Here is a 25,108-nt window from a genome sequence, read left to right as displayed (position 1 = left end):
AAAAAAATTAACTGATATATCGCTAAGATTATTTTGATCAGGCTGATCGATTTTTCACACAAAAAGCGGGATGAGCAGATCATTAAAGTACTGATATGGAGCGCATCTTTAGTCTGAATGACATTAAAAATAACGGATCAGGCCCAGACTCCATTGATCCCAGTCTTGATCCTGTTGCTGCTGATATTCCCAAGACAATCGAACTGCATTCTGTGCAGTAAAGGCATATTGCAATTGGGTATTTAGCTTCAGATGCCAGTGATGCGAATCTTCCCAATAAGGCAGTTCCACTTGCACCAGACTGTTGATCTGATCAGTCCAGATATTTTGACAGCCCAAAGTTGGCCCTGCTCCTACGCGCCAGCCCTGATCGAGTGCCTTTCCCGCCTGAAGGTGAGTTTGCATTTGTGCATAGCACAAATGTTCGCGGCTCGCATTTGCCCAACTATAGCCCGCTTGGGTCTTAAAACCGGCGATGCCATGCTGTTGCTCTTCGCTAAACTGGCCATGACGGTCTAAGGCTTCCTGTGTCCAGCCCAGATTAAAACCCCAAGATAAGGGCGTATTAAATGGATTAATCGGGTTATAGGAATTGACGGCCAGTAAATCCAGATGTTCCAGTTTGAGTTCACTATTACGATATTGTAATGCCCCATCCAGAAACAGCAGTTGTGTGCCGGTACGCAAACCACCCTGTGGATCGATTAAATCATGATAGGCCTGACGATGCCCAAGCTGAACAAAGGATTCACCCTGAACCTGTCCGGCCTCAAAACTGATATTTCGTGCATGATGACTTTGTACTGGATCTGTTTTCGGACGCTCAGGTGCTTGACGCTGTTTCTCGATAGCCAGCTGACTTCTTAAGCCCAATAACTTGCGAAAACGTGGCTGGGCAAAGGACTCATCTACTTTCTGTCTGAGAAAATCCAGATATAGATGATCATAGGCCATTTCCAGCACTTTGGCCTGATTCTCTGCCGGATAAGTTTGCAACATTGAAGGCATGGTACCTGTTTCTGCATAAGCCAGCTGATGAGCCTTTTTTGCCAAAGCTTTGCCATGCTGTCTGGACTGAGCCAGCAATTGCGTTTCTAGGGCGGGACGATAAACTTTCTGTTTGATCAAGCCCTGCTGTTCTACCACTTTCAAGGTTTCGATCGGAATGGCAGTCGAATTAAACTGTTTTTGTAAATTTAACTCAGGACGCACCAGATCGAATAGCCCCAGCAGGCGATAAGCACAATTATCATTGATAAAATAATAAGGGAAACTCACCTTTTGCATTTCCCAAAGATGCTGCACCAGAAACCGGGTCTCTTGCGGCGTTAAATTTAATTCATATTCCCATAAATCCCGGCTTTCAAAGTCGCCATATTCTTTGACCTTGCGATAATACGGCATCAAGGAATATTCACCCGGATATTGTCCGGTCAGCCCTTTCCAGGCAAATGACCAGTTGTCATTGCCGTCGACGGTTGCAGCATAGTTGACGGCATAGGAAATCAGGTTGAGCTGCTGTTGATCTTTGGGATCTAGACGCAACAAGGTATGCCCGAACATCGAACTGGGATTACCCATAAAATCTGTGGCATAAATCAGCGTGGCCTGATAGGGCTTGACCTCAGCAATCCATTGATCAAAATCCGGACAACTCACTTCAGGCAATTGCTGTTCGGAAATATCCAGCTGCTGCATTAACCAGCTGCTTCGGGCCGGAAACTTACAACGGATGGACTGATTCGGTTCTGCACTGCCAAATAAGGCCTGAATATTATGCTGTATTTCTTTTTTGAGATCAGTCTTTCCCTGCTCTGTCAGAAAATAGCCTGAATAATCGACCTCGCTGTGGCCTTTAGAATTGGCATACATCAGACGCTGCCAGGTGGTGCTCTGATCCAGACGTTTGCTTTTGGCCTGATCGAGATAATGCTGGATATCCGGATTAATTTCGTTTGCAAAACTTAAGGGACTGAAGGCCAGACCCAACATGAAGAACGCATATTTCATTCAGTTAACTTATTCTCGTCAATTTCTTTGAGTCATAAGAAAAACCCTGCCAGAGCAGCAGGGTTTTCAAAGTGCGGATCAGATATAAGATTTCAATACTTCATCTTTGGCCATCACTGTTTGTAATGAACTCAGAACTTGAAGGGTATTCTGGTTTTGTTCGGAATAGATTTCAGAAAAATTCTGCTTGGAAATGTTAAAAAAATGGCCTTTGTCTTCAGATTTTATATTCAGAAGTTCAGCCAGAACATTCAGGCTTTCACCTTCACCCACTGCCATATCACGCGCCAGTGCTTCAGCATTTTCATTGGTAAAAGTCACCACTTGAGCGGTGACTGTGCCACCCTGGCTACAACCTAAAGTACCAAACGTGATCCCGAGCCATTGATTCGTGAAAAGAACGTTGGTGGTACCTGCTAAAAGTTTAGGAATAATACCAGTCTGACCGGCCCACACCTGACTTCCGATACCACAGCCGACATCTCGGTCAGCCATTGCCATACTTGAACCAGTCGCTAATACTGCCGCCAGCATAATTTTTTTCAACATACTTATTCTCCAGTTATTCTCATGCAATCTTTGTTATTACTCTCATTATGTAATTTGACTTACACACTCAGCAGAGTAGCGATAAGTCAGGTTTGGCGCAATCGAAAAAATGCATGCTTTACATAAACATAACCTGAATAATTCCATTACTCTTTCAGCGTCCAGTCGCCATGTAAATTGCGCTGCCCTAAAATCTTCAGTACCAAGACCAGACTCAGCAATAACAACAAATACCAGGACCCGAGTTTGCCCCAGCCCACCATATGCCATTGTTCAATCTGACTTGGATAGAGCCAGATCTGATAAAAGGTACTGATGTTCTCGGCAATCCAGATGATAAAGGCCAGCAGCAGCAAGATCGGTAACATTGGCAACTGAAAAGCGTGCTGATTCAACTGAAAACGAATTTTAGTTTTCCAGAACATCAGCACGCTCCAGACAAATAAAAGCATGCGATAGTCAGGAATAAAAAACTTGCTCATAAAGTTGATATAAGACAACACCGCCAGCAGCAACATATGGCGAAAGCCTGGCAACTTTTCAAATGAGACCTGATATAAACGCAAGGAACGCGCAAAAAAACTGCCGACCGCAGAATACATAAAACCGGCAAATAAAGGCACGGTCATAATTTTAAAGATTGCCGGTTGTGGATAATACCAGGAGGCAATCGCAGGATGGGTCAGAAAGATTTCCATCACCATGGCCATGAGATGAAACAGCGCAATCACTTTGGCTTCGGCCCAGGATTCCAGTTTGGTATAAAGCAGCAGCACCTGAATGAGCAGGGCAAAAAATAACAGATAGTCATAACGGTAAAAACCGTAAAACAGATCACTGCCCATGGCAGCAGTGAGTGCAAACGCCAGCAGGAGTAGAATCCCAAATAAGGCAGCCGAAGCTGCCTTATAGGTAAATTCAAACCCTGATTTGAATAGATCGATCAAGGTTTAAATCCTAAAGATATTTAGCACTATACTCATGTACGGTATCAATAAAGGCTTTTGGATTGGCTGGATCGACCCACTGGGTAATGCCGTGGCCGAGGTTTGCTACATAACCGGTTTTTTCACCATTGGCATAAGCATCATCCAGCATGGCTTTGGTCGCCTTAATAATAGTTTCCGATGAACCATATAAGGTCGCAGGGTCGAGGTTACCCTGAAGCGCAGCACGACCCGCAACGGTTTGACGTGCTACATCCAGTGGTGTGGTCCAGTCCAGACCAAAGGCATCTGCGCCTGTAGCGATCATCGGTTCCAACCACTGACCGCCACCTTTGGTAAACAGAATTACTGGAATCTTGCGGCCATCTTTTTCACGGTGCAAGCCAGTAACAATCTTCTTCATATAGTTGAGCGAGAATTCAATATATTCACGATGTGCCAGTGCGCCGCCCCAACTATCAAAAATCTGTACCGCTTGTGCACCTGCATCAATCTGCGCATTCAGATAATCAATCACGGCATCGGCTAGACGTTCCAGCAAAGCATGCAGCACTTCAGGCTGTGCATACATCATATTTTTGGTGAAACGGAAATCCTTGCTTGAACCACCTTCCACCATATAAGTCGCCAAGGTCCACGGACTGCCAGAGAAACCGATCAGAGGAACCTGGCCACCCAAGGCCGAACGAATGGTCGACACTGCATTCATCACATAATCCAGATCCGATTTTGCATTAAAGGCCGGCAGATTTGCGACATCCTGCTCGGTACGGACAGTTTTATGAAATTTAGGCCCTTCACCCACTTCAAAATACAATCCTAAACCTAAAGCATCAGGCACTGTCAAAATGTCAGAGAACAAAATCGCGGCGTCCAGATCATAACGGCGTAAAGGCTGTAAGGTCACTTCACAGGCCAGTTCAGTATTTTTGCAAAGAGAAAGGAAATCTCCTGCCTGAGCACGCGTTGCGCGATATTCTGGTAAATAACGGCCCGCCTGACGCATCATCCATACCGGAGTGGCATCTACAGGTTCACGCAACAAGGCGCGCAGAAAACGATCATTTTTTAAGGTCGTCATTTACTTTCCTATCTATCTTTGATATTCGCCATATCATAACAAAAAGGTTGTATTTTTAATAACTTCTGCTGACTTTAAAAACCGATCAGCTTAAGCGACCAAATGTGATGTTTTACACAAAACAACTACTGCATCTCCACATTTTTTCTGTAATACTTATAGTGTTTTTTCACATTTTTAAAGAAATAATTTTAAGGTTGATTTACATGTTCGTTCGCACAATGCTCGCTGTGAGTTTAGGTTGCATTTTCGCAGGTACTGTTTTTGCTGCGTCTACTGCTGAACAACCATTGAACCCGCAAGTTGTTACCGATGTTTCAGTCCAGGATCCAATTGATCCACTCGCGACTGAAGCTTCAGCCGCCCAAGCACCGGCTGAAGCCAAAATTACGGCGCAAGAACAACAAGACTTAAATCAGGCCTCTGAAGCACTGAATGAGCTACAAGATACCGAAGACCAATCTGCTGATATTGGTGCAGCGCCAAATACCAAGGCCCCGACGAACTCTGCTGCGACCAAAGCTTCGTGGACTTTAGACGGCTTAAACAATGCCCAGTGGTATGAAAACATTGGTGCAGGTCAATTTCCGGTCTACGCACGTGCACATGTCATGCTCAACAATGCCCACGCTTCACCGGGTGCGATTGATGGTACCAGCGGCAAGAACACACTGAAAGCAATTGCCTCTTTCCAGCAAATGAATGGCATCAAGCCAAATGGCGTACTGACGCAGGAAACCTGGGACAAACTGGTGGCACGTCAGGGTTCCAAGCCGACCTTTGTAGAGTACACCATTACTGAAAAAGATCTGGCAGGACCATTTGCCAAATCGATTCCTTCAGATTATGCGCTACAGGCGAAAATGAAAGGTTTGTACTACACCAGCGCATCTGAAATGCTCAGTGAAAAGTTCCATATGGATGAAAACTTCCTGAAGAAGTTGAATCCAGGTGCTAATTTTAACAAAGTCGGCCAAAAGATTCTGGTGACCAATGTTCGTAATGAGCTACCAGAAGGTATTCACTTGATTGTTGCACATAAAGGTGCCAAACAACTGTACTTATTTAACAGTAAAAATCAAATGATCGGCTCATTCCCTGCCAGTATCGGCAATACTAGTACGCCTTCACCAACGGGTACTTATAAAATCACCGGCGTTGCACCAAATCCTTGGTATAGCTACTCGCCAAGTAACTTTGTTCAAGGTAAAAACACCAAACCACTGTCTCTACCACCAGGTCCAAACGGCCCGGTCGGTAATGTCTGGATTGGTCTCAACAAAAAATCATTTGGTATTCACGGCACACCGAATCCGTCCATGATTTCTAAATCCTATTCACACGGTTGTATCCGTCTGACCAACTGGGATGCCAATGATCTTGGCCGTAAAGTCAAATCTGGCGTAACTGTTCGTTTCTTAGAATAATGATCCGTAAAATGCTTTGAATAAAATGGCCCGCTTTTCAGTGGGCTTTTTTATGACTTGATTTTAAGCTGATATATCGTTTTTATGACTTGATTTTAAGCTGATATATCGTTGCAAAAATGCAATGATATGTCGCCTATTTGAGATTTTTTTGAGCTTAAAACAACAGTATGATGATCTCAAGTCGAAAATAAGATCGAGATGAAATCATGAAGGCTTTTCTACATCCTAGCGAAAATCGTGGTCATGTAAAAATGGGCTGGCTGGAGTCTAAGCACAGCTTCTCATTTGGTAACTGGTATGATCCCAAGTATATGGGGATCAGTGCCTTACGTGTTATTAATGATGATTTAATCGATGGGCATCAGGGTTTTGGAACCCATCCCCATGACAATATGGAAATCCTGACCTGCGTACTGAAAGGCACCATTACTCATCAGGACAGCATGGGCAATCATGGCGGCATTGCTGCCGGTGAATGGCAGCTCATGAGTGCCGGAACAGGTATTCGTCATAGTGAAATGAATCAGGGCAATGAGCGGGTACATTTACTGCAAATCTGGATTATTCCCAATGAACAGGATGCCAAACCGAATTATCAGCAAATTCGTCTGGATCCGCATGAGCAGCCTAACCATTGGCATTTAATTTGTGGACCGAATGACAATGCGCCGATGCATATTCGTCAGAATGCTGAAGTCAAAACTGCGGTAATTCAGCAAGGTCAAAGTTTGCAAGTGCAGGCCACCCAGCAGATCAATTATATTCATGTAGTTTCTGGCACTGTGCAGGTTGCAGAACATAGAGTTGAGGCGGGTGGTGCAATTGCTTTTCTGGATGACTCAGAGATTCAAGCCATCGATGATGCGCAAGTGATCTGGTTTGATTTACCAGAAGTGCCTCACTAAGTTTTAAGGCTCTCACCCATCATGGCTATTAATCACTTTGATGAATAGCCATTTTTTATGAATCGAGAATAAAAGCAGACAGAAGCTTTATCAGAAGATAATTTTTTAAAAACAGCTATAAAAATCACACCAATTCACATCAGTTTTTTACTTAAAATTCTGGCATTTCAGGCGAAGATGAAGCTGATTCATTTCTATTGAATGAACGCATCGCGAATGGCTGATCTGGTCATGGTCTTATATGGGATTCAACGTCTATCCAGCTTTGTATTGATTTTAAATAAACCAAAGAGCAACGCTTATGAACCAGATTTTAGAAATTCAGAATCACCAGCAACATGCTCTGCATTTTTTACTAGCGTTTTTAAAACAACAAAACTATCAGTTCACAGCCATTACCCCGTTGTCGCATCAACGGATTTTAGATCGTAAAAGAAACGAAAAAAATCAGGAAATAACCCTGCAGGATATATTTGGCTGGAATCTGGAATTTAGCAAAACCGATCTTGATCCGGTTCTTTTTTCCTTGCTGGCAAAACAGCAACTTCTACAGGTTCAGGATGAGCAATACACCAGTCTGGTCAGAGTCGCTTCACTGGAAGGTGAACTCTTTATTCACTCTTCCTTTCCGACCACACAACAGGATGCTGTTTTTTTTGGTCCCGATACTTATCGCTTTGTCTATCATCTCAAGCAATATCTAGCCACCGAACCTCGCCCTTTCAAACGGGCTGCTGAAATATGCTGTGGCACCTCTGCTGCTGCCATCAGTATCGCCAAATACTTTCCGGATCATGAGGAAATCTTTGTAGCAGATCTAAACCCCAAAGCCTTGCTCTATAGTCAGCTCAACATTGATTTTTCGGGTTTTGCTTCAATCTCTCCTGTACAGAGCAATTTATTTTCCAATCTTGAAGGTCAGTTTGACCTGATTTTTGCCAATCCACCTTATTTAATTGATCCTGAGCAACGGCAATATCGACACGGAGGTAATGAGCTCGATGGCAATGAATTATCTTTTAAAATTATAAAACAAGGCCTGCAAAGGCTAAATTCAGGCGGCCGTTTATTTTTATATACCGGCGCTACCATCACACGAAATGGCAATCGATTTTTACAGTATCTGCAAGACCTGATGCAGCAGCATCAAAATATTCACTGGTCTTATGAGGAAATTGATCCGGATATTTTTGGTGAAGAATTAGAGCAACCTGCTTATCAGCATGTGGAAAGAATTGCTCTGGCTCTGATTAAGATTGAAGTATGCGATTGAAGAATATCTGTTTATAAATTATCGACTTTTTAAATATCGAACCTCTTTAAGATCCGTTTATTTTAAATCATTCTGTAAAATTCATCAGCAATAAAAAAACCCCAATCTTTCGATTGGGGTTTTTAAAATTTGGCGGAAGCGGTGAGATTCGAACTCACGGAGGACTCACACCCTCGTCGGTTTTCAAGACCGGTGCATTAAACCGCTCTGCCACGCTTCCATGGGCGCAATAATACGGCGCTTTTATGTAACTGACAAGTGAAAGTTACAGTGAATCTGATTAACTGCATATAGTTTCATCAAATCCCTACAATTTGGCGGCCAATTCGGCTCCTTCACGAATGGCACGCTTGGCATCCAGCTCGGCAGCCAGTTTAGCCCCACCAATAATATGATATTGTGCCAAGGTATTTTCCCCGGCAAGTGGCATCAAATCTTTTACCGACTCCTGTCCTGCACACACCACAATACTATCCACACGCAATAATTGAGCGTGGCCATCCACCTCAATCCATAAGCCTTCATCGGTAACAGATTTATATTGCACACCGCGCAACATGCGCACCGCGTGTTTTTTTAATTGGGCACGATGTACCCAGCCTGAAGTCTTGCCTAGGCCTGCGCCAAGCGGTGTCTTTTTACGTTGTAATAAATAAATTTCACGAATAGGTGCTTCAATTTCTGCACCTTGCATGCCGCCTTCACTGACATAATTTGGATTCGGGTCTACACCCCATTCACGTTTCCATTCATTCACAGGTTGCGGCTGTACCTGATGAGGCGGCTTTAACAAAAACTCGGACACATCAAAACCAATACCGCCTGCACCAATGACCGCAACACGATCTCCGACTGGCGCACCGCGTAGTACTTGTGCATAAGACAAGACTTGCGGTGCCTGACTGCCTTCGATCTTAAGCGCTCGCGGCACGACACCAGTCGCGACAATGACTTCATCAAAACCTTCACGTTCCAGCTGTTCACGGTTCACTTGGGTATTTAATCGCACATCAACGCCGGTTTTTTCCAATTGGACTTTAAAATAACGAATCGTTTCGTGAAACTCTTCTTTCCCCGGAATGACTTTAGCCAGATTAAACTGTCCACCCACTTCATGACTGGCCTCAAACAGCGTCACATCATGCCCGCGACTGGCTGCGACTGTGGCCGCAGACAGCCCTGCAACACCACCACCGACCACTGCAATACTTTTGGCTTTTTTGGTTTTGACATAGACCAGTTCGGTTTCATAGCCGGCACGTGGATTGACCAGACAGGTTGCGCGCTGGTTTTTAAAGGTATGATCCAGACAGGCCTGATTACAGGCAATACAGGTATTGATTTCATCAACACGATTGGTCGCGGTTTTATTGACCCAGAAGGCATCTGCCAAGAATGGACGTGCCATCTGCACCATGTCTGCCTGGCCGGAAGCCAGAATTTCTTCAGCAGTATCTGGCATATTGATCCGGTTCGATGCAATGACCGGCACCGCCACGTGCTTTTTCACTTCAGCGGTATAATCGACAAAAGCTGCACGCGGTACAGAAGTCACAATGGTGGGAATACGTGCTTCATGCCAGCCAATACCGGTATTGAGTAAAGTAATCCCCGCCTTTTCCAAAGCTTTAGCCACGGTAATCACATCTTGCATGGTATTGCCATCATGTACCAGATCCAGAAGCGACAAACGGAAACAGATAATAAATTTTTCGCCAATTTCCTCACGAATCGCTTTGACAATTTCTACGGCAAAACGCATCCGGTTTTCGATCGGGCCACCCCAACGGTCAGCACGCTGATTGACATGCCGGCTTAAAAACTGATTCAGCAAATAGCCTTCAGAACCCATGATTTCTACGCCATCATAGCCGGCTTTTTTGGCAATACTGGCCGTTCTGACATAATCCTGAATGGTATTCAGAATCTGTTTATCTGACATTTCACGTGGTTTAAAGGGAGAAATCGGCGACTTGATCGGGCTGGCCGAGACCACAAAAGGCTGATAGCCATAACGTCCGGCATGCAGAATCTGCAACAGAATTTTGGCACCATGCTTATGCACTGCATGCGTCACCAAACGATGCGGCGCAATGTCCCCCAAAGTATTCATGGTACCGCCCGCCGGTAACAACCAGCCTTGACGGTTGGGCGATATTCCACCCGTAATCAGCAGACCTGCGCCACCCTTTGCACGCTCACCAAAATACGCAGCCAGTTTGGGATAATTATAAAAACGATCTTCTAGGCCAGTATGCATCGACCCCATCACCACCCGGTTCTTAATGGTGGTAAAACCCAAATGCAGTGGCTTTAAAATGTTGGCATAGCGCGTCGTAGTCATAACAAATCCCTGATTATATTTGGCTGAGCAAGTCATTCCCTTACTTTAACTGATTTTCAGTGGCTTTTTATGACCCGGAGTTCAGCATTTTCAGGCACAAATATCAATCTTTAGAAGAGGATCACTTTCTATTTGGCGGATTAATCCTGCCATTGTCGCGCGCTAGATTTCCATAATGCAATCACGCCCAATACTGTACCAATCGGAAAACTCAGGAGCATCAGGATGGCCATAATTCTGGATAAAGTCCGTCCTGAACCATTGCCCTGTTTGACCTTGATACTGGCCTGTATATTAAAAAATACCAGGCCGCCTAAAAGCAGCAGCACCATACCTAAACTCAGCGTAGAAATACTGGCTTGCTGATATTCCAGATATAAAAATACCAGTGTACTAAAACCAATCAGACCGGCATAAATCCCATGCAACAGTGCCAGCGTTTCATTCTTGGTTTTAGGATTTAAATTAGGTAAGGGTGGGATATGAGTCGCCATGCATTTATTCCTGTTTTATCTGAGTTTTTAACTTTATTCGGCTGAATATAGCGAATTTTTACTTTTTTAGCAGGATTCTGCTCAAAATCGTGCGATTTATGATTATTTAAGCCTATTGAATATAGATTTTAAAACGAGTTTTTCTTTTCTAAAGCAAACCTAAATAAATTAATGATACAATTGAGAGAATATGTATTTTTTCAGGCCACCAATTCTGGCGTGCCTATTTCATATCATTAGGATGAACAATGTCTGATAATGCAACTATCTTGCAGAATGTCCCAGTAGGTAAAAAAGTTGGTATTGCCTTCTCTGGTGGTCTAGATACTTCTGCTGCTCTTTTGTGGATGAAACAAAAAGGCGCTGAACCTTATGCTTACACAGCGAACTTGGGTCAGCCAGACGAAGACGATTACGATGCGATTCCAAAAAAAGCTGAAGCTTATGGCGCAGTAAAAGCACGCTTAATCGACTGCCGTTTACAGCTTGCATTAGAAGGTATTGCTGCAATTCAATGTGGCGCGTTCCACATTTCAACTGGCGGTGTTCCTTACTTTAATACGACTCCTCTTGGTCGTGCTGTTACAGGTACCATGCTTGTCACTGCCATGAAAGAAGATGACGTCAATATTTGGGGTGACGGTTCTACTTACAAAGGTAACGACATTGAACGTTTTTACCGTTATGGTTTGTTGACCAACCCTGCGCTTAAAATTTACAAGCCTTGGCTAGACCAAACCTTTATCGATGAGCTTGGCGGCCGTGCAGAAATGTCGCAGTTCCTGATCGACAACGGTTTTGACTATAAAATGTCAAAAGAAAAAGCCTACTCAACAGATTCAAACATGTTGGGTGCGACCCATGAAGCCAAAGATCTTGAATACCTGAATGCGGGCATCAAAATCGTGGATCCAATCATGGGCGTTGCCTTCTGGAAAGATGACGTAGAAGTTAAAGCTGAAGAAGTATCGATTACTTTTGAAGAAGGTTTCCCGGTTGCGATCAACGGTCAACGTATCGAAGATCCAGTTGAATTCATTCTTGAAGCAAACCGTATCGGTGGCCGTCATGGTCTAGGTATGTCGGATCAAATCGAAAACCGTATTATCGAAGCAAAATCTCGCGGTATTTATGAAGCTCCGGGTATGGCGCTGCTTCATATTGCTTACGAGCGTCTTGTGACCGGTATTCATAACGAAGATACCATCGAACAATACCGCATCAACGGTTTACGTTTAGGCCGTTTGTTGTACCAAGGCCGCTGGTTCGATTCTCAAGCGCTGATGTTGCGTGAAACTTCACAGCGTTGGGTGGCTAAAGCCGTGACCGGTACTGTGACTTTAGAACTGCGTCGTGGTAATGATTACACCATCATGAACACTGAGTCGCCTAATCTCACTTATGAAGCTGAGCGTTTGACTATGGAGAAAGGTGATTCTATGTTCTCTCCAATGGATCGTATTGGTCAGTTGACCATGCGTAATCTGGACATTACCGATACCCGCGCAAAACTTGGCATCTATACAGAAACTGGTTTGCTTGCAGTGGGTACAGCCTCTGCAGTGCCACAACTGAAAGACAAAAACTAAGTTTTGTTTTTGTTAAAAAACCGCTCTTGATGAGCGGTTTTTTTATGGATAGTTGTTCTTGATGTTTAAAGCATCGAGCCATTGGCGGTATCTGAGTTGACGGAACGAAGTGATTGATAATAAATCTGATTGCGCCCAAGCTGCTTGGCACGATACAACGCCTGATCTGCAATTCCCAATAATATATCTTTATCAGTATCTGTTTCACCACGATAGACGGTAATGCCTAAACTGATGGTAATATGTTTCGCAACCAAAGATTTTTCATGGGGAATTTCCAGACGGTCAATCGCCTTGAAAATATTTGAAGCTACGGCATAAGCACCATGTGCATCTGTTTCTGGCAATAACACAACAAACTCTTCCCCGCCATAACGCGCCACAAAGTCCATATGACGGATCGCATTCTTGATGGTTCTGGCAATGGTTGAAATAACATCATCGCCTTTCTGATGCCCATAAAAATCATTATAGTTTTTAAAAAAGTCCACATCGATAAACAGAATCGCCAAGGCAGTGTCTTCACGACGGGCCCGTTCAAAATACACTTCAAGCGTTTCATCGAAGGTTCTCCGATTGGAAATCTTGGTCAGTTCATCATACTGGCTTAAATGTAATAATTCAGTGGTATGAATACGCTGGATCTGCTCACTGATTCTGGCCCGGATACTATATAAAAAAATCACACGCTCACGCGCGAAAATCATATGACTAATTACATAACCCAGTAAGCAACTCCCAATCAGAATTCGCCCAAAAACCAGCGGATTAAAGTCTATGGCCATGATTGATAATACAATAATGGTCGTTGCTGCAGCGACCAGTCCGGTGACCAGCATCTGTACAGGCTTAATACCGGTCAGGATATAACCCAGAATATAAATAATGGTGACGATTGCCATCGACTGGTGTTGTAACGCTGGGGTTTTAACCAACATCGTGATACAGGAAATCGACACCAGCATCCAGAATACCAGCAGCATTGAAGCTTGCGGAAAAAAGCGCTTGATCTTGGGTAAACAGGAAAACATATAAAAGAGAATTAATGACATACCGCCATTCAGTAGCCCGAACATAGACAGCACAAAATCATGCACGAAATATTCTTTACTGATAATCCAGTAATCTGTGGGGATCATCACCACCAGAAAAATAAAATAAGCCAATACCCCACCCCAAACATATTTTTCGACATGTTTGCGGGCACGTTCCAGATTTTTTGTCCAGAATTCCTGTTCCAGATGTTGAGGGAAGACCGGGCCTACACGCTGACTTTGGCGTGTAATTAATTCTTCTATGTTTTCCTTGTCATCTTGTAATTTCGCTAAACTGTACTTGTATTCCATTGCAAGTATTTATGTAATTTTTTTAGTAATTTTAAAATAACATACTTTTTCAAATTAATTTATAGATATCCCTTATTTTGTAGCCCTTTCTCATTACCATTTTTGCTATAGATGGATTATCATTTGTTTTATTTGTTCGACTGAATTTGCCTTGAATACGATTACGATTCTCCAGCCAGATGATTGGCACGTTCACCTGCGTGATGGTTTAGCACTTCAACGTACTGTTCCCGATTTAGCCAGACAGTTTTCTCGCGCAATCTGTATGCCGAATCTGGTACCACCCGTTAAAACCGTTGAAGAGGCCAATGCCTATCGTGAACGCATCATGGCGCACGTACCTGAAGGGATAAATTTCGACCCGCGTATGGTGCTGTATTTCACAGACAACACCCCGGCAAGTGAAGTTAAAAAGATCAAAGAATCTGCGCATGTCAATGCCATCAAGCTCTATCCTGCGGGTGCAACCACCAATTCTGATAGTGGTGTCAGCGACATGAGCAAAGTGTATGGCGTAATTGAGCAGCTTGAAGAGCATCAGGTACCTTTATTGCTGCACGGTGAAGTGACACATAATCATGTCGATATTTTTGACCGTGAAAAGCGCTTCCTGGACGAAGTCCTCGCACCCTTGCTCAGACAGTTCCCTAAGCTGAAACTGGTGTTAGAACACATTACTACCAGCGAAGCAGCAAACTTTGTGCTTGAGCAAGACCGTAATGTCGCTGCAACCATTACGCCGCAACATTTATTGTTCAACCGCAATGACATGCTGGTGGGTGGCATCAAGCCGCATTTCTACTGCTTGCCAATATTAAAACGTCAAACCCATCAGCAAACCTTGCTGGAAGTGGCGACTAGTGGCAATCCTAAATTTTTCCTAGGCACCGACAGCGCACCACATTCAAAAAATGCAAAAGAAAATGCGTGTGGCTGTGCAGGATGTTATAGTGCGCCGACTGCCATTGAGCTGTATGCTCAGGCATTTGATCAGGTGGGTAAAATTGAACGCCTGGAAGGTTTTGCCAGCCATTTTGGTGCAGACTTCTATGGCCTGCCACGTAATACCAATACCATTACCCTAGTTAAAGAAGATCAAGTAATCCCTGAAAGTTTAGACTATTTGGATGGTGAACAGATTATTCCGCTCTATGCGGGTAAAACCATTCAATGGAGAAAAGTGTGACAAATGAAACCCTCCCAATCATTGGTCAACGTTTTCGTGGATTCTTACCTGTAGTTGTCGATGTCGAGACGGCAGGTTTTAATGCACAGACTGATGCATTGCTGGAAATTGCGGCCATTCCGATTGTTTATAATGAGGATGGCCAATTTGTGCCGGGCCAAGCTTACCATGCACATATCAATCCTTTTGAAGGGGCCAACCTCGATCGCAGGTCACTGGAATTCATCGGCATTGATCCGTCAAATCCGATGCGGATTGCCATGGCTGAAGATGAAAAAACCGCATTAAAGCGTATTTTCAAATCGGTCAATGACGTGCGCCGTCAGCAAAACTGTACCCATGCGGTTTTGGTGGGTCACAATGCACATTTCGATTTAGGTTTTGTTCAGGCAGCAATTGCCCGTACCGGCACCAAAAACCAGAACCCGTTCCATAGTTTTTCTGTGTTTGACACGGTGACCTTGAGTGCGGTGATGTTTGGTCAAACCGTACTGGCGAAATCCTGTATTCAGGCCGGGATCGATTTTGATGGCAAAGAAGCTCACTCTGCGTTATATGACACACAGAAGACGGCTGAACTGTTTTGCTATATTTTAAACAAACTCGCGCCTCACCTGCTTGACACTCTGATGGCGGATCAATAAGATACCGCCATCTTCTAAACGTCCCTATCGTCTAGAGGCCTAGGACATCGCCCTTTCACGGCGGTAACCGGGGTTCGAATCCCCGTAGGGACGCCATATATTTTCCTCCCTTTTCATATTTTTATTTTTCAGCGACTTAAGCTGCTTAAATCTTACACATTTAAAGCCCAGTTAATGCAAATAATTCTCATTACTATTGATTATAGCAATCAAGTTAATGATAATCGCTTTCATTATCTTTCAAAGATTTAACCTTCTCATGCGTTTTGCCTACTCTTCACTTTCACTTGCTATATTGGCAGCTTTATCAACCTCTAGTTTCGCAGAAGAATCCAGTTATCAAGAATCTGTCCCCAATGAGGCAACACTTAAGTTCAACACGATTATTGTCGAAGCTCAGCAAGGAAATGAAGTTGGGAAAACGGTTTATAGCAAAAAAGATTTAGCAAAAACGCCGAATAGCTCAAAGAATATAACTGATTTTTTAAAGGTGAATCCGAATGTGCAGTTTAGCCAATCACAGTTAGCAGCAGGCTCACAAGGTGAACTTAAACCCTCTGAAATTTCTATCAATGGTGCTCAAACCTTCCAAAATAATTTTATTGTGAATGGCGTATCCAATAACCTATTAATTAACCCTGCTGATGGTCCAAGTAACTACAATACATTTAGCACTGGCTCTCAAGCGATGGCTGTCAATACAGACTTACTGTGTGATTTGGAAGTACTCGACAGCAATGTTTCTGCTGAATATGGTCAGTTTACCGGTGGCGTGGTCAATGCAAAGACCTGTGCACCACAAACTGAAATTAGAAAAATTCATGGTACTGTCACATATGATTACACAGAAAGTGACTGGGCTCGCTTTAATGCTGTTAGCCCATTAGAAGAAGAGCTCTTTGAAGAGCCGACTGAAGCCTATCAAAAGGAATATACCAAACAAGGTTTAAGTGCCAATATTTATGGCAAGCTTTCAGAGCAATGGGGGTTTAATAGTTATGCATCAAAACGTAAATCTATTATTCCTGTAATGAGTGGTTTTGATGACCCGAAAAAAATCGATCAAGAACGCAGTAATACCAACATTGGTTCAACCTTCTTCTATAACCCAAGCGAGACAGTGAAAGCTAAATTTGGATTTGATTATGCTTTACTTGACAGCTTGAATTATGCTGAAAGCCGTCGCAACTCAGCCAGTACGCTTGACACAGAAACGACAACAATGTTTTCAGAGTTAGAACACCACATAGGATCTGTAACATTAACGCATAAACTCAACTTCCAAAGTGCTGATAATGTCCGAAACTCAGAAAACAACTATGGTTTTATTTGGCATTATGCTGAAGGCAGTAAAGATTGGACCGACTCAAAAACCGTATCTGAAGGTACGCTTTTTGGTCAGCTAGAACAAAATCAAACTGCGCTCAACTACGACTTAAAAGCAGCCTTTGATCCATTCAAAATTGGTACGACTCAGCATAAGATTACAGCGGGTACAGGATACACTCATGCAGAAGTGGATTGGAAACGTGCCTCTGATGTATATATGTCAAATGTTTCAGCTGTCAATATGAAAAATTTAGCTAACAATACCTGTTTAGCTGATGATGCTTTATGCGATGCGACACCCACGATTCAAGGTTGGACAGGACAATATGTCGCTGCAGGTTCATTGTATAAAGCTGGACAATTCTCTGCTCAACAAGACCGCTTCAATGCTTTCCTTGAAGACAACATTCAATGGAACGATCAATTATCGACCCGAGTAGGTGTCCGTGCCGACTACGACTCTTTAAGCGGTAATTTCAATATTTCTCCACGTAGTTCCGTGTCTTATAAGCCCTTTGCGAATGACAAACTGCAATTTTTAGCAGGCTGGAATCGTTACTATGGTCAGCAAACATTAGGCACCGAACTCAACGATGGTATTGGTGAGTTGATGTATAAATTCTCACGTGAGAATCCGCAGGCGGACTGGGTCACATCTGCAACGAACTCAGCAAATGCCACGCGTCGCTCTGACCTAGACACACCATTTAGTGATGAAACTGTTTTGGGTATCAACACCCAATTACATTCTTGGGATTTAGGTCTTAAGTGGGTGAATCGCAAATACCAAGATGAAATTTCACGTACCCACACCGATATCCCAAAAGATGGTTTCAACTTCTCTTATGAATATAGCAATGATGGTCATGGTGAAGCCGACATCTACACACTCACATTAAAAAATCGTGAAGCTTTGAAATTCGCTAGTACACAGCATTTCATTGCTTTTGGTTTTGACTATAGCGATGTATTCCGCAGTTATACCGATTATACCGACAAATTCATAACCGCAGATCAAGATGAACTCGTGTCCTATAACGGTAAAATTATGCATTGGTCAGAGCGTCCTGCACAAAACTTCAACCAACCATGGACTGCCCGTGTAAATTGGGATATTGCTTTCGATCACGCACCAGTAAAACTTTCAAACTTCTTTAGCTATAAAGACAGTTACGACGATATGATCACAGTGACCAGTAAAGATGACAAAGTAGAATATGAAGGTAATCTTCTTGATACTTATATTGCTTCTGAAATTAAACCTAAATTTATCTGGGATATGCGTACAACTTATGATTGGAAACTTTCAAAAGATTTACATGCAATCTTTGGTTTAACTATTAACAATGTAACTAACCGCACCAACACGTATACCACCAAATCAACAATCGCAAGCAAACCAAGAGTTATGACTGAAATCGGCCGCCAGTTTATCGCCGATGTCACTTTCAAATTCTAAGTTTTATAGAGAGCACTCCGGTGCTCTTTTTAATTTGCTTAGGCTATAATTAATGCAATTTCGTACTTTGTCTATGTGCCATGTTAAAAAAGATCTTACTGGTTTTACTGATTTTAGCTCCTTCACTGCTTTATCTTTATATCGTGAACCGTGAAGAGAAAGTAGAAACACCTGTCGAGCAGACTGCTCCTGCGCATAACTCGACAGAATACCAAACACCCGATCATTAAAATCTGGCTGTTTTAAACTCCTGCCAGCCGCGGGAGTTTCATTTTCCGCCTAAATGACGAGCAAATAAGCCCAATCATTCGACTTATTTAAGCCCTCAATAAAATTAATGCATTACTCCTGTTTAATGTTTGAACTTTTAGCGCTTTTTTATATAAAAGCCTTTTGACAAAAACCAATTGAGTCCTTAATATACGCATCACCTCGCAACGTCCCTATCGTCTAGAGGCCTAGGACATCGCCCTTTCACGGCGGTAACCGGGGTTCGAATCCCCGTAGGGACGCCATCTATTGATCGCATACGATCAAGCCTTATTCAAAATTATTATTAATACATTGCAGATTTGTAGTTTTTCACTACAATAACTCGCTTCATTCTTCTGATTTTTTTCAACTCCTATGCACTCATCTCCGAATGATGCTACGCATCAGGGCAATTCTGCGCCTTTAAAACGCGCTATGAGTACTCGACATCTGGTCATGATTTCGCTTGGTGGCGCAATCGGAACAGGCCTATTTTTAGGGTCGGGTGAAGTCATTGCACAAACGGGGCCTGTAGGTGCCATTATTGCTTATCTCCTGGGCGGCATTATCGCTTACATGGTTATGCTCTGTCTGGGCGAACTTGCTGTTCATATGCCAGAATCTGGTTCATTTGGTGCTTATGCCAAACGTTATATTGGACCGGGTACAGGCTATACCATCACTTGGTTATACTGGCTGACCTGGTCTGTCACTCTGGGAACCGAATTTACTGCAGCCGCCTTGCTGATGCAGGAATGGTTCCCGGATATTTCCATGTGGTTATGGACCATTATTTTTGGTGTCTTTGTATTTAGCTTAAATATGATTTCGACCAAATGGTTTGCCGAATCCGAATTCTGGTTGGCACTGGTGAAAGTAGTCACTGTTGTTGCCTTTATTGTTTTGGGCTTACTGGCCATCTTTGGTGTTTTGGGCTATCAGGGCTACGAAGCTGCGCCTCTATTTACCAACCTGACGGCCCAGGGCTGGTTCCCTGAAGGTCTATTCCCAATTTTTGCGACCATGCTGATCGTGAACTTTGCCTTTTCGGGTACAGAGCTGATTGGTGTTGCGGCGGGTGAAACTGAAGATCCTGCGAAAAATGTCCCTAAAGCCATTAATACTGCAATTTTCCGCTTATTAATTTTCTTTGTGGGGACGATTATCGTGGTGACGGCCTTACTCCCACATCAGGAAGCTGGCTTGGCAGCTGAAGGTGTCAGTAGCAGTCCATTCGTAACAGTATTCCAGCACATCGGTATTCCTTATGCTGAAGACATCATCCGCTTTGTGATTATCACTGCGTTACTTTCTGCTGCCAACTCGGGCTTATTTGCCGCTTCTCGTATGATGTGGTCATTGTCCTACAGCAAACAGTTACCTGCCGTATTCTCAAGACTCAATGCTCGCGGTGTACCGTATATTGCAGTCATGGTGACCATGCTCGGTGCATTGCCAGGCCTGCTGTCTGAACAGTTTGCGCCAGAAACCATCTTTACCAACCTACTGGGCATTGCGGCGTTTACCATGGTGGTGGTCTGGATGAGTATTTGTTTAAGTCAGTTCAACTTCCGCCGGCAGTGGTATAAACAGGGTCGCACGGTCAAAGAACTGGGCTTTGCAGCACCATTGTTTCCGATTGTGCCGATTTTAGGCTTCGTGTTCTGTTTTATTACCTGTGTCAGTATGGTCTTTGATCCATCAATGCGCATCAGCTTCTTTGGCTGTCTGCTTTTTATTGCAGCCTGCTATGCCAGTTATTATACGTTCTACCATAACAAGTCTTAAGCATCAGCTTTAAAAGAGCGACTTCGGTCGCTCTTTTTTGTCTATACTGATTGTATATTGGGCAGCTTCAATGGTGCGTCGATGAAAATTGTGTTTATTCACGGCATGAACAAACAACAGTATACGGCGCCTTCATTACGCCAACATTGGCTGCATCTTCTCAAAAGAGGCCTCAGAAATAACCCGCAACAGCAAGCCCGTTTTAGCTATTTAAAACGGCATATCCGTATCCCTTTTTATGGTGATTTACTCTCTCGACATCATTTGCATAATCTACTCAATGCCAGCACCTTAATGCCGCAGCAATGGCCGCATTTCCCTTTTCTACATCCGGCACAGCGGCAAGCCGTACCACCAACCAATCAGTGCAAATATCAAGTTTGTGATGTGCCCCAGTTAAATCCAGATAAGACATTCAACTTTGATCAAAAGCTGAATTTTATTACAGCATTAAGCAAAGATATTGCCTTGCGGGATTTTGCGGTACTCATTAATTATTTCCCCAGTTTACACGCCAGTTTTTTGCATAAGTTCCTGCTGGAAACCTATCTTTATTTGGCCAATCCGACTTTTATGCAGGAAGTTCATCGGCGCATTCATCATCAACTGCATAGCAGCAAACCACAGATTCTGGTGGCACATTCGCTGGGTAGCGTGATCGCCTATAACTATTTGCTTCAACATCCAGAACTGAATATCCAGCGTTTTATTACCCTCGGATCACAGCTGGAATTTCGTGTCATTCAGGCGCATCTTCCGCAACCGATGATAAGACCTGCTGCAATTTCAGGCGATTGGATAAATTTCTATTCACATGATGATTTTCTCACCGCATTTCCACTCTCAGCAGCTTCATTTAATTTTCAGCCTGCCATTATCAATCAGGAAATTCGTACCTTTGTACAACGTCCACATTATATTGCGGGCTATTTACAGCATCCCCAAGTGTTAGCTGCCATGCTGGAATTGCTTAAAAATTCAGCTTAATTTAAATCATTTTCCATTATTTCAACAATATTGTTTTAAATTTACGCACTCAATCCAGAAAATAAAAATTTTTATAGAAATGCGTTTGACACCCCCCTATTTTCACCCTATTATACGCCCACCTCTGAAACGTCCCTATCGTCTAGAGGCCTAGGACATCGCCCTTTCACGGCGGTAACCGGGGTTCGAATCCCCGTAGGGACGCCAATTTTCAGAAGTACATTTTATTAAGTCCCTATCGTCTAGAGGCCTAGGACATCGCCCTTTCACGGCGGTAACCGGGGTTCGAATCCCCGTAGGGACGCCATTACTTCAAGTTAAAAGTAAAGGTTTTAAAATTTATCTTCTGTACTGTCCCTATCGTCTAGAGGCCTAGGACATCGCCCTTTCACGGCGGTAACCGGGGTTCGAATCCCCGTAGGGACGCCATATTCGAGATGGCAACATCTCAACAAAAAAGCCCGGGCATTGCGACTTGGGCTTTTTTGCATTCTGAATATTTAAATATAATTTTTTACCACTCATTAAAATATGCTCTTCGTTACATAGGCTGCCATGTAATTCATATTTTACAATTTGCATTCTTTTAACATTTCTATTCATATAAATATCCGTTCATTTTCATTTAAAGCAATACACCAATAAATTAGAACAAAAATTCAACATCTAGACGTCAAGTCGCACGTTAAGGTAACTGAAGAGATATCTGCAAGGATCAGATTATGTTCGTCAGCACAGAGTTAAGTTTGCCTTTATCGCCAAATAATAATCATAATTATCAATTTAAAAGCTTTAAGGATTGGGTCGACTTTTTTCAAGATACTGAAATCTCGACGAATACCAAAACCGAACAAGCTGAATCTTATTTGAGTGATCTGATTAAAAAACTGAATATAGAAACACTTGAATGGCTGGATCAACCGGCACAAGTTGAACAGCATCTTTTAGAACAACATCATCAAATTTGTGCCAAGTTTCAGGCTTATCTGGGACGGCGTAAACAACATCAGGCCCGGGAGTATTTCCCAACGGTTTCACATGCTTTCGAATTTCTGTCCAAGGTTGCACCGGTTAAACTGGTCGATGGTTCTTGGTTATATTCCACCGTACATAACTGCAATCAACCCAAGCTGAAAGATTTGATCTATATCTATCTGGAAGAACTGGGTCTGGGACATCCACGTGCCAATCATGTCACCATGTATCAGCACCTGTTAAGTCACTATGAGCTGAACAGTTATGCCGAACAACTGGATGCCAGTTATTATGAGCAGGCCGCGGTACAGTTAGCACTGGCTTATGCGCCGGCCAAATACTTGCCTCTGGTGATTGGTTTTAATCTCGGCTATGAACAGTTGCCGCTGCATCTGCTCATTACCAATTACGAATTGGCTGAACTCGGGATTGATCCCCATTATTTCAATGTGCATATTACGATTGATAATGCCCACAATGGCCATGCACAAAAATCCCTGCAAGCCTTTATCCAGCATTATGAGAATGCGGAAGATCCGGAGACTTATCTTGATTTGATCAAGCAAGGCTATCTGCTCAATGACATCGGTAAAAGTTCTTCCCAGATTGTGAAAGAGCTGGATATTGAGCGCATGGCCTTAAAAGTATTCCAGAACAAGGCACTGATTGGCCAATATATTCATAATCAGAAATGTCAGTTTAGTGGCAAGACTATCAATGACTGGTTATCAGATCCGGTACAAATTTTCAAGTTCCTGAACGTGCTGATTGAGAAAGGCTGGATTATTAAAGATGCTCCTGTTGAACAGAGCCGTTTCTGGAAAATGATTGATCATCCTGAAGGTAAAATGTTTGGTGTGTTTAATGCGACTGAAAAACAGATCATTAAAGACTGGATTCAGGGGGGCAACTTTAGCAACTCGGCTGTCTTCACGTAGCGCAGCGCCGTCTCAGGCGAAAGTTGAACCTGCTTTAAGCCGTATGGATCAACAGCGTTTAAATCAGTTAAAAAATCGCTTTATGCGCTGTGAAGGTGCGGAACAGAAAATTGACTTGCTGATTCCCTATACTTCACCGCATATGCATCATACTGAAGTGGGTTTATGGGCAACCCGTCAACTGGGACAGTTATTATTTCCTTTCCAGACCCAGGCGATGCATTATTCTTAACTATGTGATGAATAAAAAACCGGGCATTCTAATTGCCCGGTTTTTTATACTTAGATGATAAATTTAAGCCGATTTACGCGAATTCAACTGCCCTTTAATTACGGCTTTAACATTGCCTTTAAGGTAGTTCAAAAAGACTTTTAACGGTGACAGTTTTGGATTCGGCTGTTTACCTTTGGCAATTTCCTTAAACTGCGCGGCATACCAGATAATTTCCATAATCGCCATTTTGTCAACCAGCGGAATACCGGTTTTAATTTTCTCAACCGCATAACGTACATCTTGCCCTGCAATCAAACGATCACCCAGATCCGGCTCTACCGCAAAAGGTCGGGCGATGCCAACAAAATCACATGCACCACTGTCGAGTGCAGCATTCATGCCGTCGACGGTTCTAAAGCCACCAGTCACCATGATATGGCAATTGACTTCCTGACGGATCTTTTCGGCAAAATCGAGGAAATAGGCTTCACGGGCAATGGTTGAAGCTTTGCGTTTGTCTTCTTTTACACCAGCCATGGCAGGCGCTTCATAACTACCGCCGGATACTTCAATGATATCAATCCCGGCTGCATCCATCGCCTTAAAGACATAGATCACATCTTCTTCACTCATACCACCGCGCTGAAAGTCAGCGGAATTCAGTTTGACTGAAATAATGAAATTTTCTGAGCTTGCAGCACGGACAGCCTGATAGGTTTCCAGCAGAAAACGGGTACGGTTTTCAATACTGCCACCCCATTGATCCTGACGCTTATTGGTCAGCGGTGACAGAAACTGGCTAATCAGATAACCATGTGCCCCATGCAACTGGACGCCTTCAAAACCGGCCTTTTCACAAATTTGCGCTGAAGTGGCAAAGCGCTGGATAATCTCCAGAATTTCAGTTTCAGTCAGCGCACGCGGTGTGCCGAAGCTGACGGCCAATGCCGAACTAAAAGGCACGGCCGACGGCGCAACTGTTTCTTTATTTAAGCCTTTGGGACACTGACGACCCGGATGTGACAACTGCACCAGTTGTACCATACCCTGCTGCTTGCCCACTTCCGCCCAGACTTTAAGCTGCTCCAGATCACGCTCGGTTTCTACCACCACCACGCCCGGCTCATTCTTGGCACGAAAGTCCACCATGACATTGCCGGTAATGGCACAGCCCAGTCCACCTTTGGCCCAGGCTTCATACAACTTGAAATGTGCCTGATTGGGCTGGCCGGCATCATTGGCCAGCGCCTCACTCATAGCGCCTTTAATAATACGGTTTTTGAAATTGGTATGACGAATTTGAATGGAATCGGCCAATTGGGTCATGATCTGTCCTGATATTACTTTTATTTTGTACTCGTTTATAAC

General features: G+C 43.5%; 18 protein-coding genes, 6 tRNA genes and 1 pseudogene. 16 read left to right on the top strand and 9 right to left on the bottom strand.

Annotation, left to right across the window (positions count from 1 at the left end):
- Window positions 1–123 precede the first annotated feature (123 nt).
- From FTU95_RS01080 to hemE, 4 genes are all read right to left on the bottom strand, one after another.
- The gene (locus tag FTU95_RS01080) at window positions 124–2,010 is read right to left on the bottom strand and encodes a DUF4105 domain-containing protein (RefSeq protein ID WP_180077273.1); all 1,887 of its coding nucleotides are present in this window, start codon (window positions 2,008–2,010) and stop codon (window positions 124–126) included.
- A gap of 78 nt (window positions 2,011–2,088) precedes the next feature.
- Window positions 2,089–2,559, bottom strand: coding sequence for a DUF3015 family protein (locus tag FTU95_RS01075; RefSeq protein ID WP_005096400.1), 471 nt, complete (start codon window positions 2,557–2,559; stop codon window positions 2,089–2,091).
- A gap of 146 nt (window positions 2,560–2,705) precedes the next feature.
- Complete coding sequence (locus FTU95_RS01070; protein ID WP_005096399.1) at window positions 2,706–3,506, bottom strand: DUF817 family protein; 801 nt, start codon at window positions 3,504–3,506, stop codon at window positions 2,706–2,708.
- A 10-nt stretch (window positions 3,507–3,516) separates the two neighbouring features.
- Window positions 3,517–4,587, bottom strand: a complete 1,071-nt coding sequence (gene hemE / locus FTU95_RS01065; protein WP_005096398.1) for a uroporphyrinogen decarboxylase — start codon at window positions 4,585–4,587, stop codon at window positions 3,517–3,519.
- A 206-nt stretch (window positions 4,588–4,793) separates the two neighbouring features.
- Here hemE and FTU95_RS01060 point away from each other — a divergent pair, with 206 nt between their 5' ends.
- The 3 genes from FTU95_RS01060 (at window position 4,794) to FTU95_RS01050 (ending at window position 8,195) form a co-directional block, all read left to right on the top strand.
- Window positions 4,794–6,014, top strand: a complete 1,221-nt coding sequence (locus tag FTU95_RS01060; protein WP_005171817.1) for a L,D-transpeptidase family protein — start codon at window positions 4,794–4,796, stop codon at window positions 6,012–6,014.
- Window positions 6,015–6,223: 209 nt separating this feature from the next.
- Window positions 6,224–6,922, top strand: a complete 699-nt coding sequence (locus FTU95_RS01055) for a pirin-like bicupin family protein (RefSeq protein WP_180077271.1) — start codon at window positions 6,224–6,226, stop codon at window positions 6,920–6,922.
- A 301-nt stretch (window positions 6,923–7,223) separates the two neighbouring features.
- A complete protein-coding gene (locus FTU95_RS01050; RefSeq protein ID WP_005096395.1) occupies window positions 7,224–8,195 on the top strand; it encodes a class I SAM-dependent methyltransferase in 972 nt (323 codons plus the stop codon).
- 130 nt (window positions 8,196–8,325) lie between these two features.
- Here the strand turns inward: FTU95_RS01050 and FTU95_RS01045 are convergent.
- The 3 genes from FTU95_RS01045 to FTU95_RS01035 all read right to left on the bottom strand — a co-directional run bounded on the left by FTU95_RS01045 (window position 8,326) and on the right by FTU95_RS01035 (window position 11,033).
- A tRNA-Ser gene (locus FTU95_RS01045) sits at window positions 8,326–8,415 on the bottom strand.
- Between the two features lie 87 nt (window positions 8,416–8,502).
- Complete coding sequence (locus FTU95_RS01040; RefSeq protein ID WP_005096393.1) at window positions 8,503–10,539, bottom strand: NADPH-dependent 2,4-dienoyl-CoA reductase; 2,037 nt, start codon at window positions 10,537–10,539, stop codon at window positions 8,503–8,505.
- A gap of 140 nt (window positions 10,540–10,679) precedes the next feature.
- Complete coding sequence (locus FTU95_RS01035) at window positions 10,680–11,033, bottom strand: hypothetical protein (protein WP_100534377.1); 354 nt, start codon at window positions 11,031–11,033, stop codon at window positions 10,680–10,682.
- A gap of 248 nt (window positions 11,034–11,281) precedes the next feature.
- Here FTU95_RS01035 and argG point away from each other — a divergent pair, with 248 nt between their 5' ends.
- On the top strand, window positions 11,282–12,622 hold the full coding sequence (gene argG, locus FTU95_RS01030; RefSeq protein ID WP_100328771.1) for an argininosuccinate synthase: 1,341 nt from the start codon (window positions 11,282–11,284) through the stop codon (window positions 12,620–12,622).
- Between the two features lie 65 nt (window positions 12,623–12,687).
- Here the strand turns inward: argG and FTU95_RS01025 are convergent, their stop codons facing one another.
- Window positions 12,688–13,968: a diguanylate cyclase gene (locus tag FTU95_RS01025; RefSeq protein ID WP_180077269.1), complete on the bottom strand. Its 1,281-nt coding sequence runs from the start codon at window positions 13,966–13,968 to the stop codon at window positions 12,688–12,690.
- 151 nt (window positions 13,969–14,119) lie between these two features.
- Between FTU95_RS01025 and pyrC the strand changes: the two genes are divergently transcribed.
- The 12 genes and pseudogenes from pyrC (at window position 14,120) to FTU95_RS00965 (ending at window position 23,758) form a co-directional block, all read left to right on the top strand.
- Window positions 14,120–15,154 carry a dihydroorotase gene (pyrC, locus tag FTU95_RS01020; RefSeq protein WP_180077267.1) on the top strand — a complete coding sequence of 345 codons (1,035 nt, stop codon included), beginning with the start codon at window positions 14,120–14,122 and terminating at the stop codon, window positions 15,152–15,154.
- Window positions 15,139–15,798 carry a ribonuclease T gene (gene rnt, locus FTU95_RS01015; RefSeq protein WP_180077265.1) on the top strand — a complete coding sequence of 220 codons (660 nt, stop codon included), beginning with the start codon at window positions 15,139–15,141 and terminating at the stop codon, window positions 15,796–15,798. Before pyrC ends, rnt begins: the two co-directional genes overlap by 16 nt.
- Before the next feature lie 20 nt (window positions 15,799–15,818).
- Window positions 15,819–15,894 (top strand) — tRNA-Glu (locus FTU95_RS01010).
- A 163-nt stretch (window positions 15,895–16,057) separates the two neighbouring features.
- On the top strand, window positions 16,058–18,586 hold the full coding sequence (locus FTU95_RS01005; protein ID WP_180077263.1) for a TonB-dependent siderophore receptor: 2,529 nt from the start codon (window positions 16,058–16,060) through the stop codon (window positions 18,584–18,586).
- An 80-nt stretch (window positions 18,587–18,666) separates the two neighbouring features.
- The gene (locus FTU95_RS01000; RefSeq protein ID WP_167381251.1) at window positions 18,667–18,816 is read left to right on the top strand and encodes a hypothetical protein; all 150 of its coding nucleotides are present in this window, start codon (window positions 18,667–18,669) and stop codon (window positions 18,814–18,816) included.
- A gap of 209 nt (window positions 18,817–19,025) precedes the next feature.
- Window positions 19,026–19,101: transfer RNA gene (locus FTU95_RS00995), tRNA-Glu, on the top strand.
- Window positions 19,102–19,213: 112 nt separating this feature from the next.
- A complete protein-coding gene (locus FTU95_RS00990; protein WP_005096383.1) occupies window positions 19,214–20,626 on the top strand; it encodes an amino acid permease in 1,413 nt (470 codons plus the stop codon).
- A gap of 81 nt (window positions 20,627–20,707) precedes the next feature.
- Window positions 20,708–21,613 carry an alpha/beta fold hydrolase gene (locus FTU95_RS00985; protein WP_180077261.1) on the top strand — a complete coding sequence of 302 codons (906 nt, stop codon included), beginning with the start codon at window positions 20,708–20,710 and terminating at the stop codon, window positions 21,611–21,613.
- Between the two features lie 131 nt (window positions 21,614–21,744).
- Window positions 21,745–21,820: transfer RNA gene (locus FTU95_RS00980), tRNA-Glu, on the top strand.
- 24 nt (window positions 21,821–21,844) lie between these two features.
- Window positions 21,845–21,920: transfer RNA gene (locus FTU95_RS00975), tRNA-Glu, on the top strand.
- 46 nt (window positions 21,921–21,966) lie between these two features.
- Window positions 21,967–22,042 (top strand) — tRNA-Glu (locus FTU95_RS00970).
- Window positions 22,043–22,335: 293 nt separating this feature from the next.
- Window positions 22,336–23,758: pseudogene (locus FTU95_RS00965) on the top strand (iron-containing redox enzyme family protein).
- Window positions 23,759–23,821: 63 nt separating this feature from the next.
- Here the strand turns inward: FTU95_RS00965 and FTU95_RS00960 are convergent.
- The gene (locus FTU95_RS00960; RefSeq protein WP_180077259.1) at window positions 23,822–25,066 is read right to left on the bottom strand and encodes an NADH:flavin oxidoreductase/NADH oxidase family protein; all 1,245 of its coding nucleotides are present in this window, start codon (window positions 25,064–25,066) and stop codon (window positions 23,822–23,824) included.
- Between the last annotated feature and the right edge of the window lie 42 nt (window positions 25,067–25,108).

Origin of the sequence: Acinetobacter sp. YH12208 (assembly GCF_013418055.1) — a bacterium.
GTDB lineage: Bacteria > Pseudomonadota > Gammaproteobacteria > Pseudomonadales > Moraxellaceae > Acinetobacter > Acinetobacter pseudolwoffii.
The sequence above is the reverse complement of the archived record's forward strand: the minus strand, read 5'-3'. Positions and strand labels throughout refer to the sequence as shown.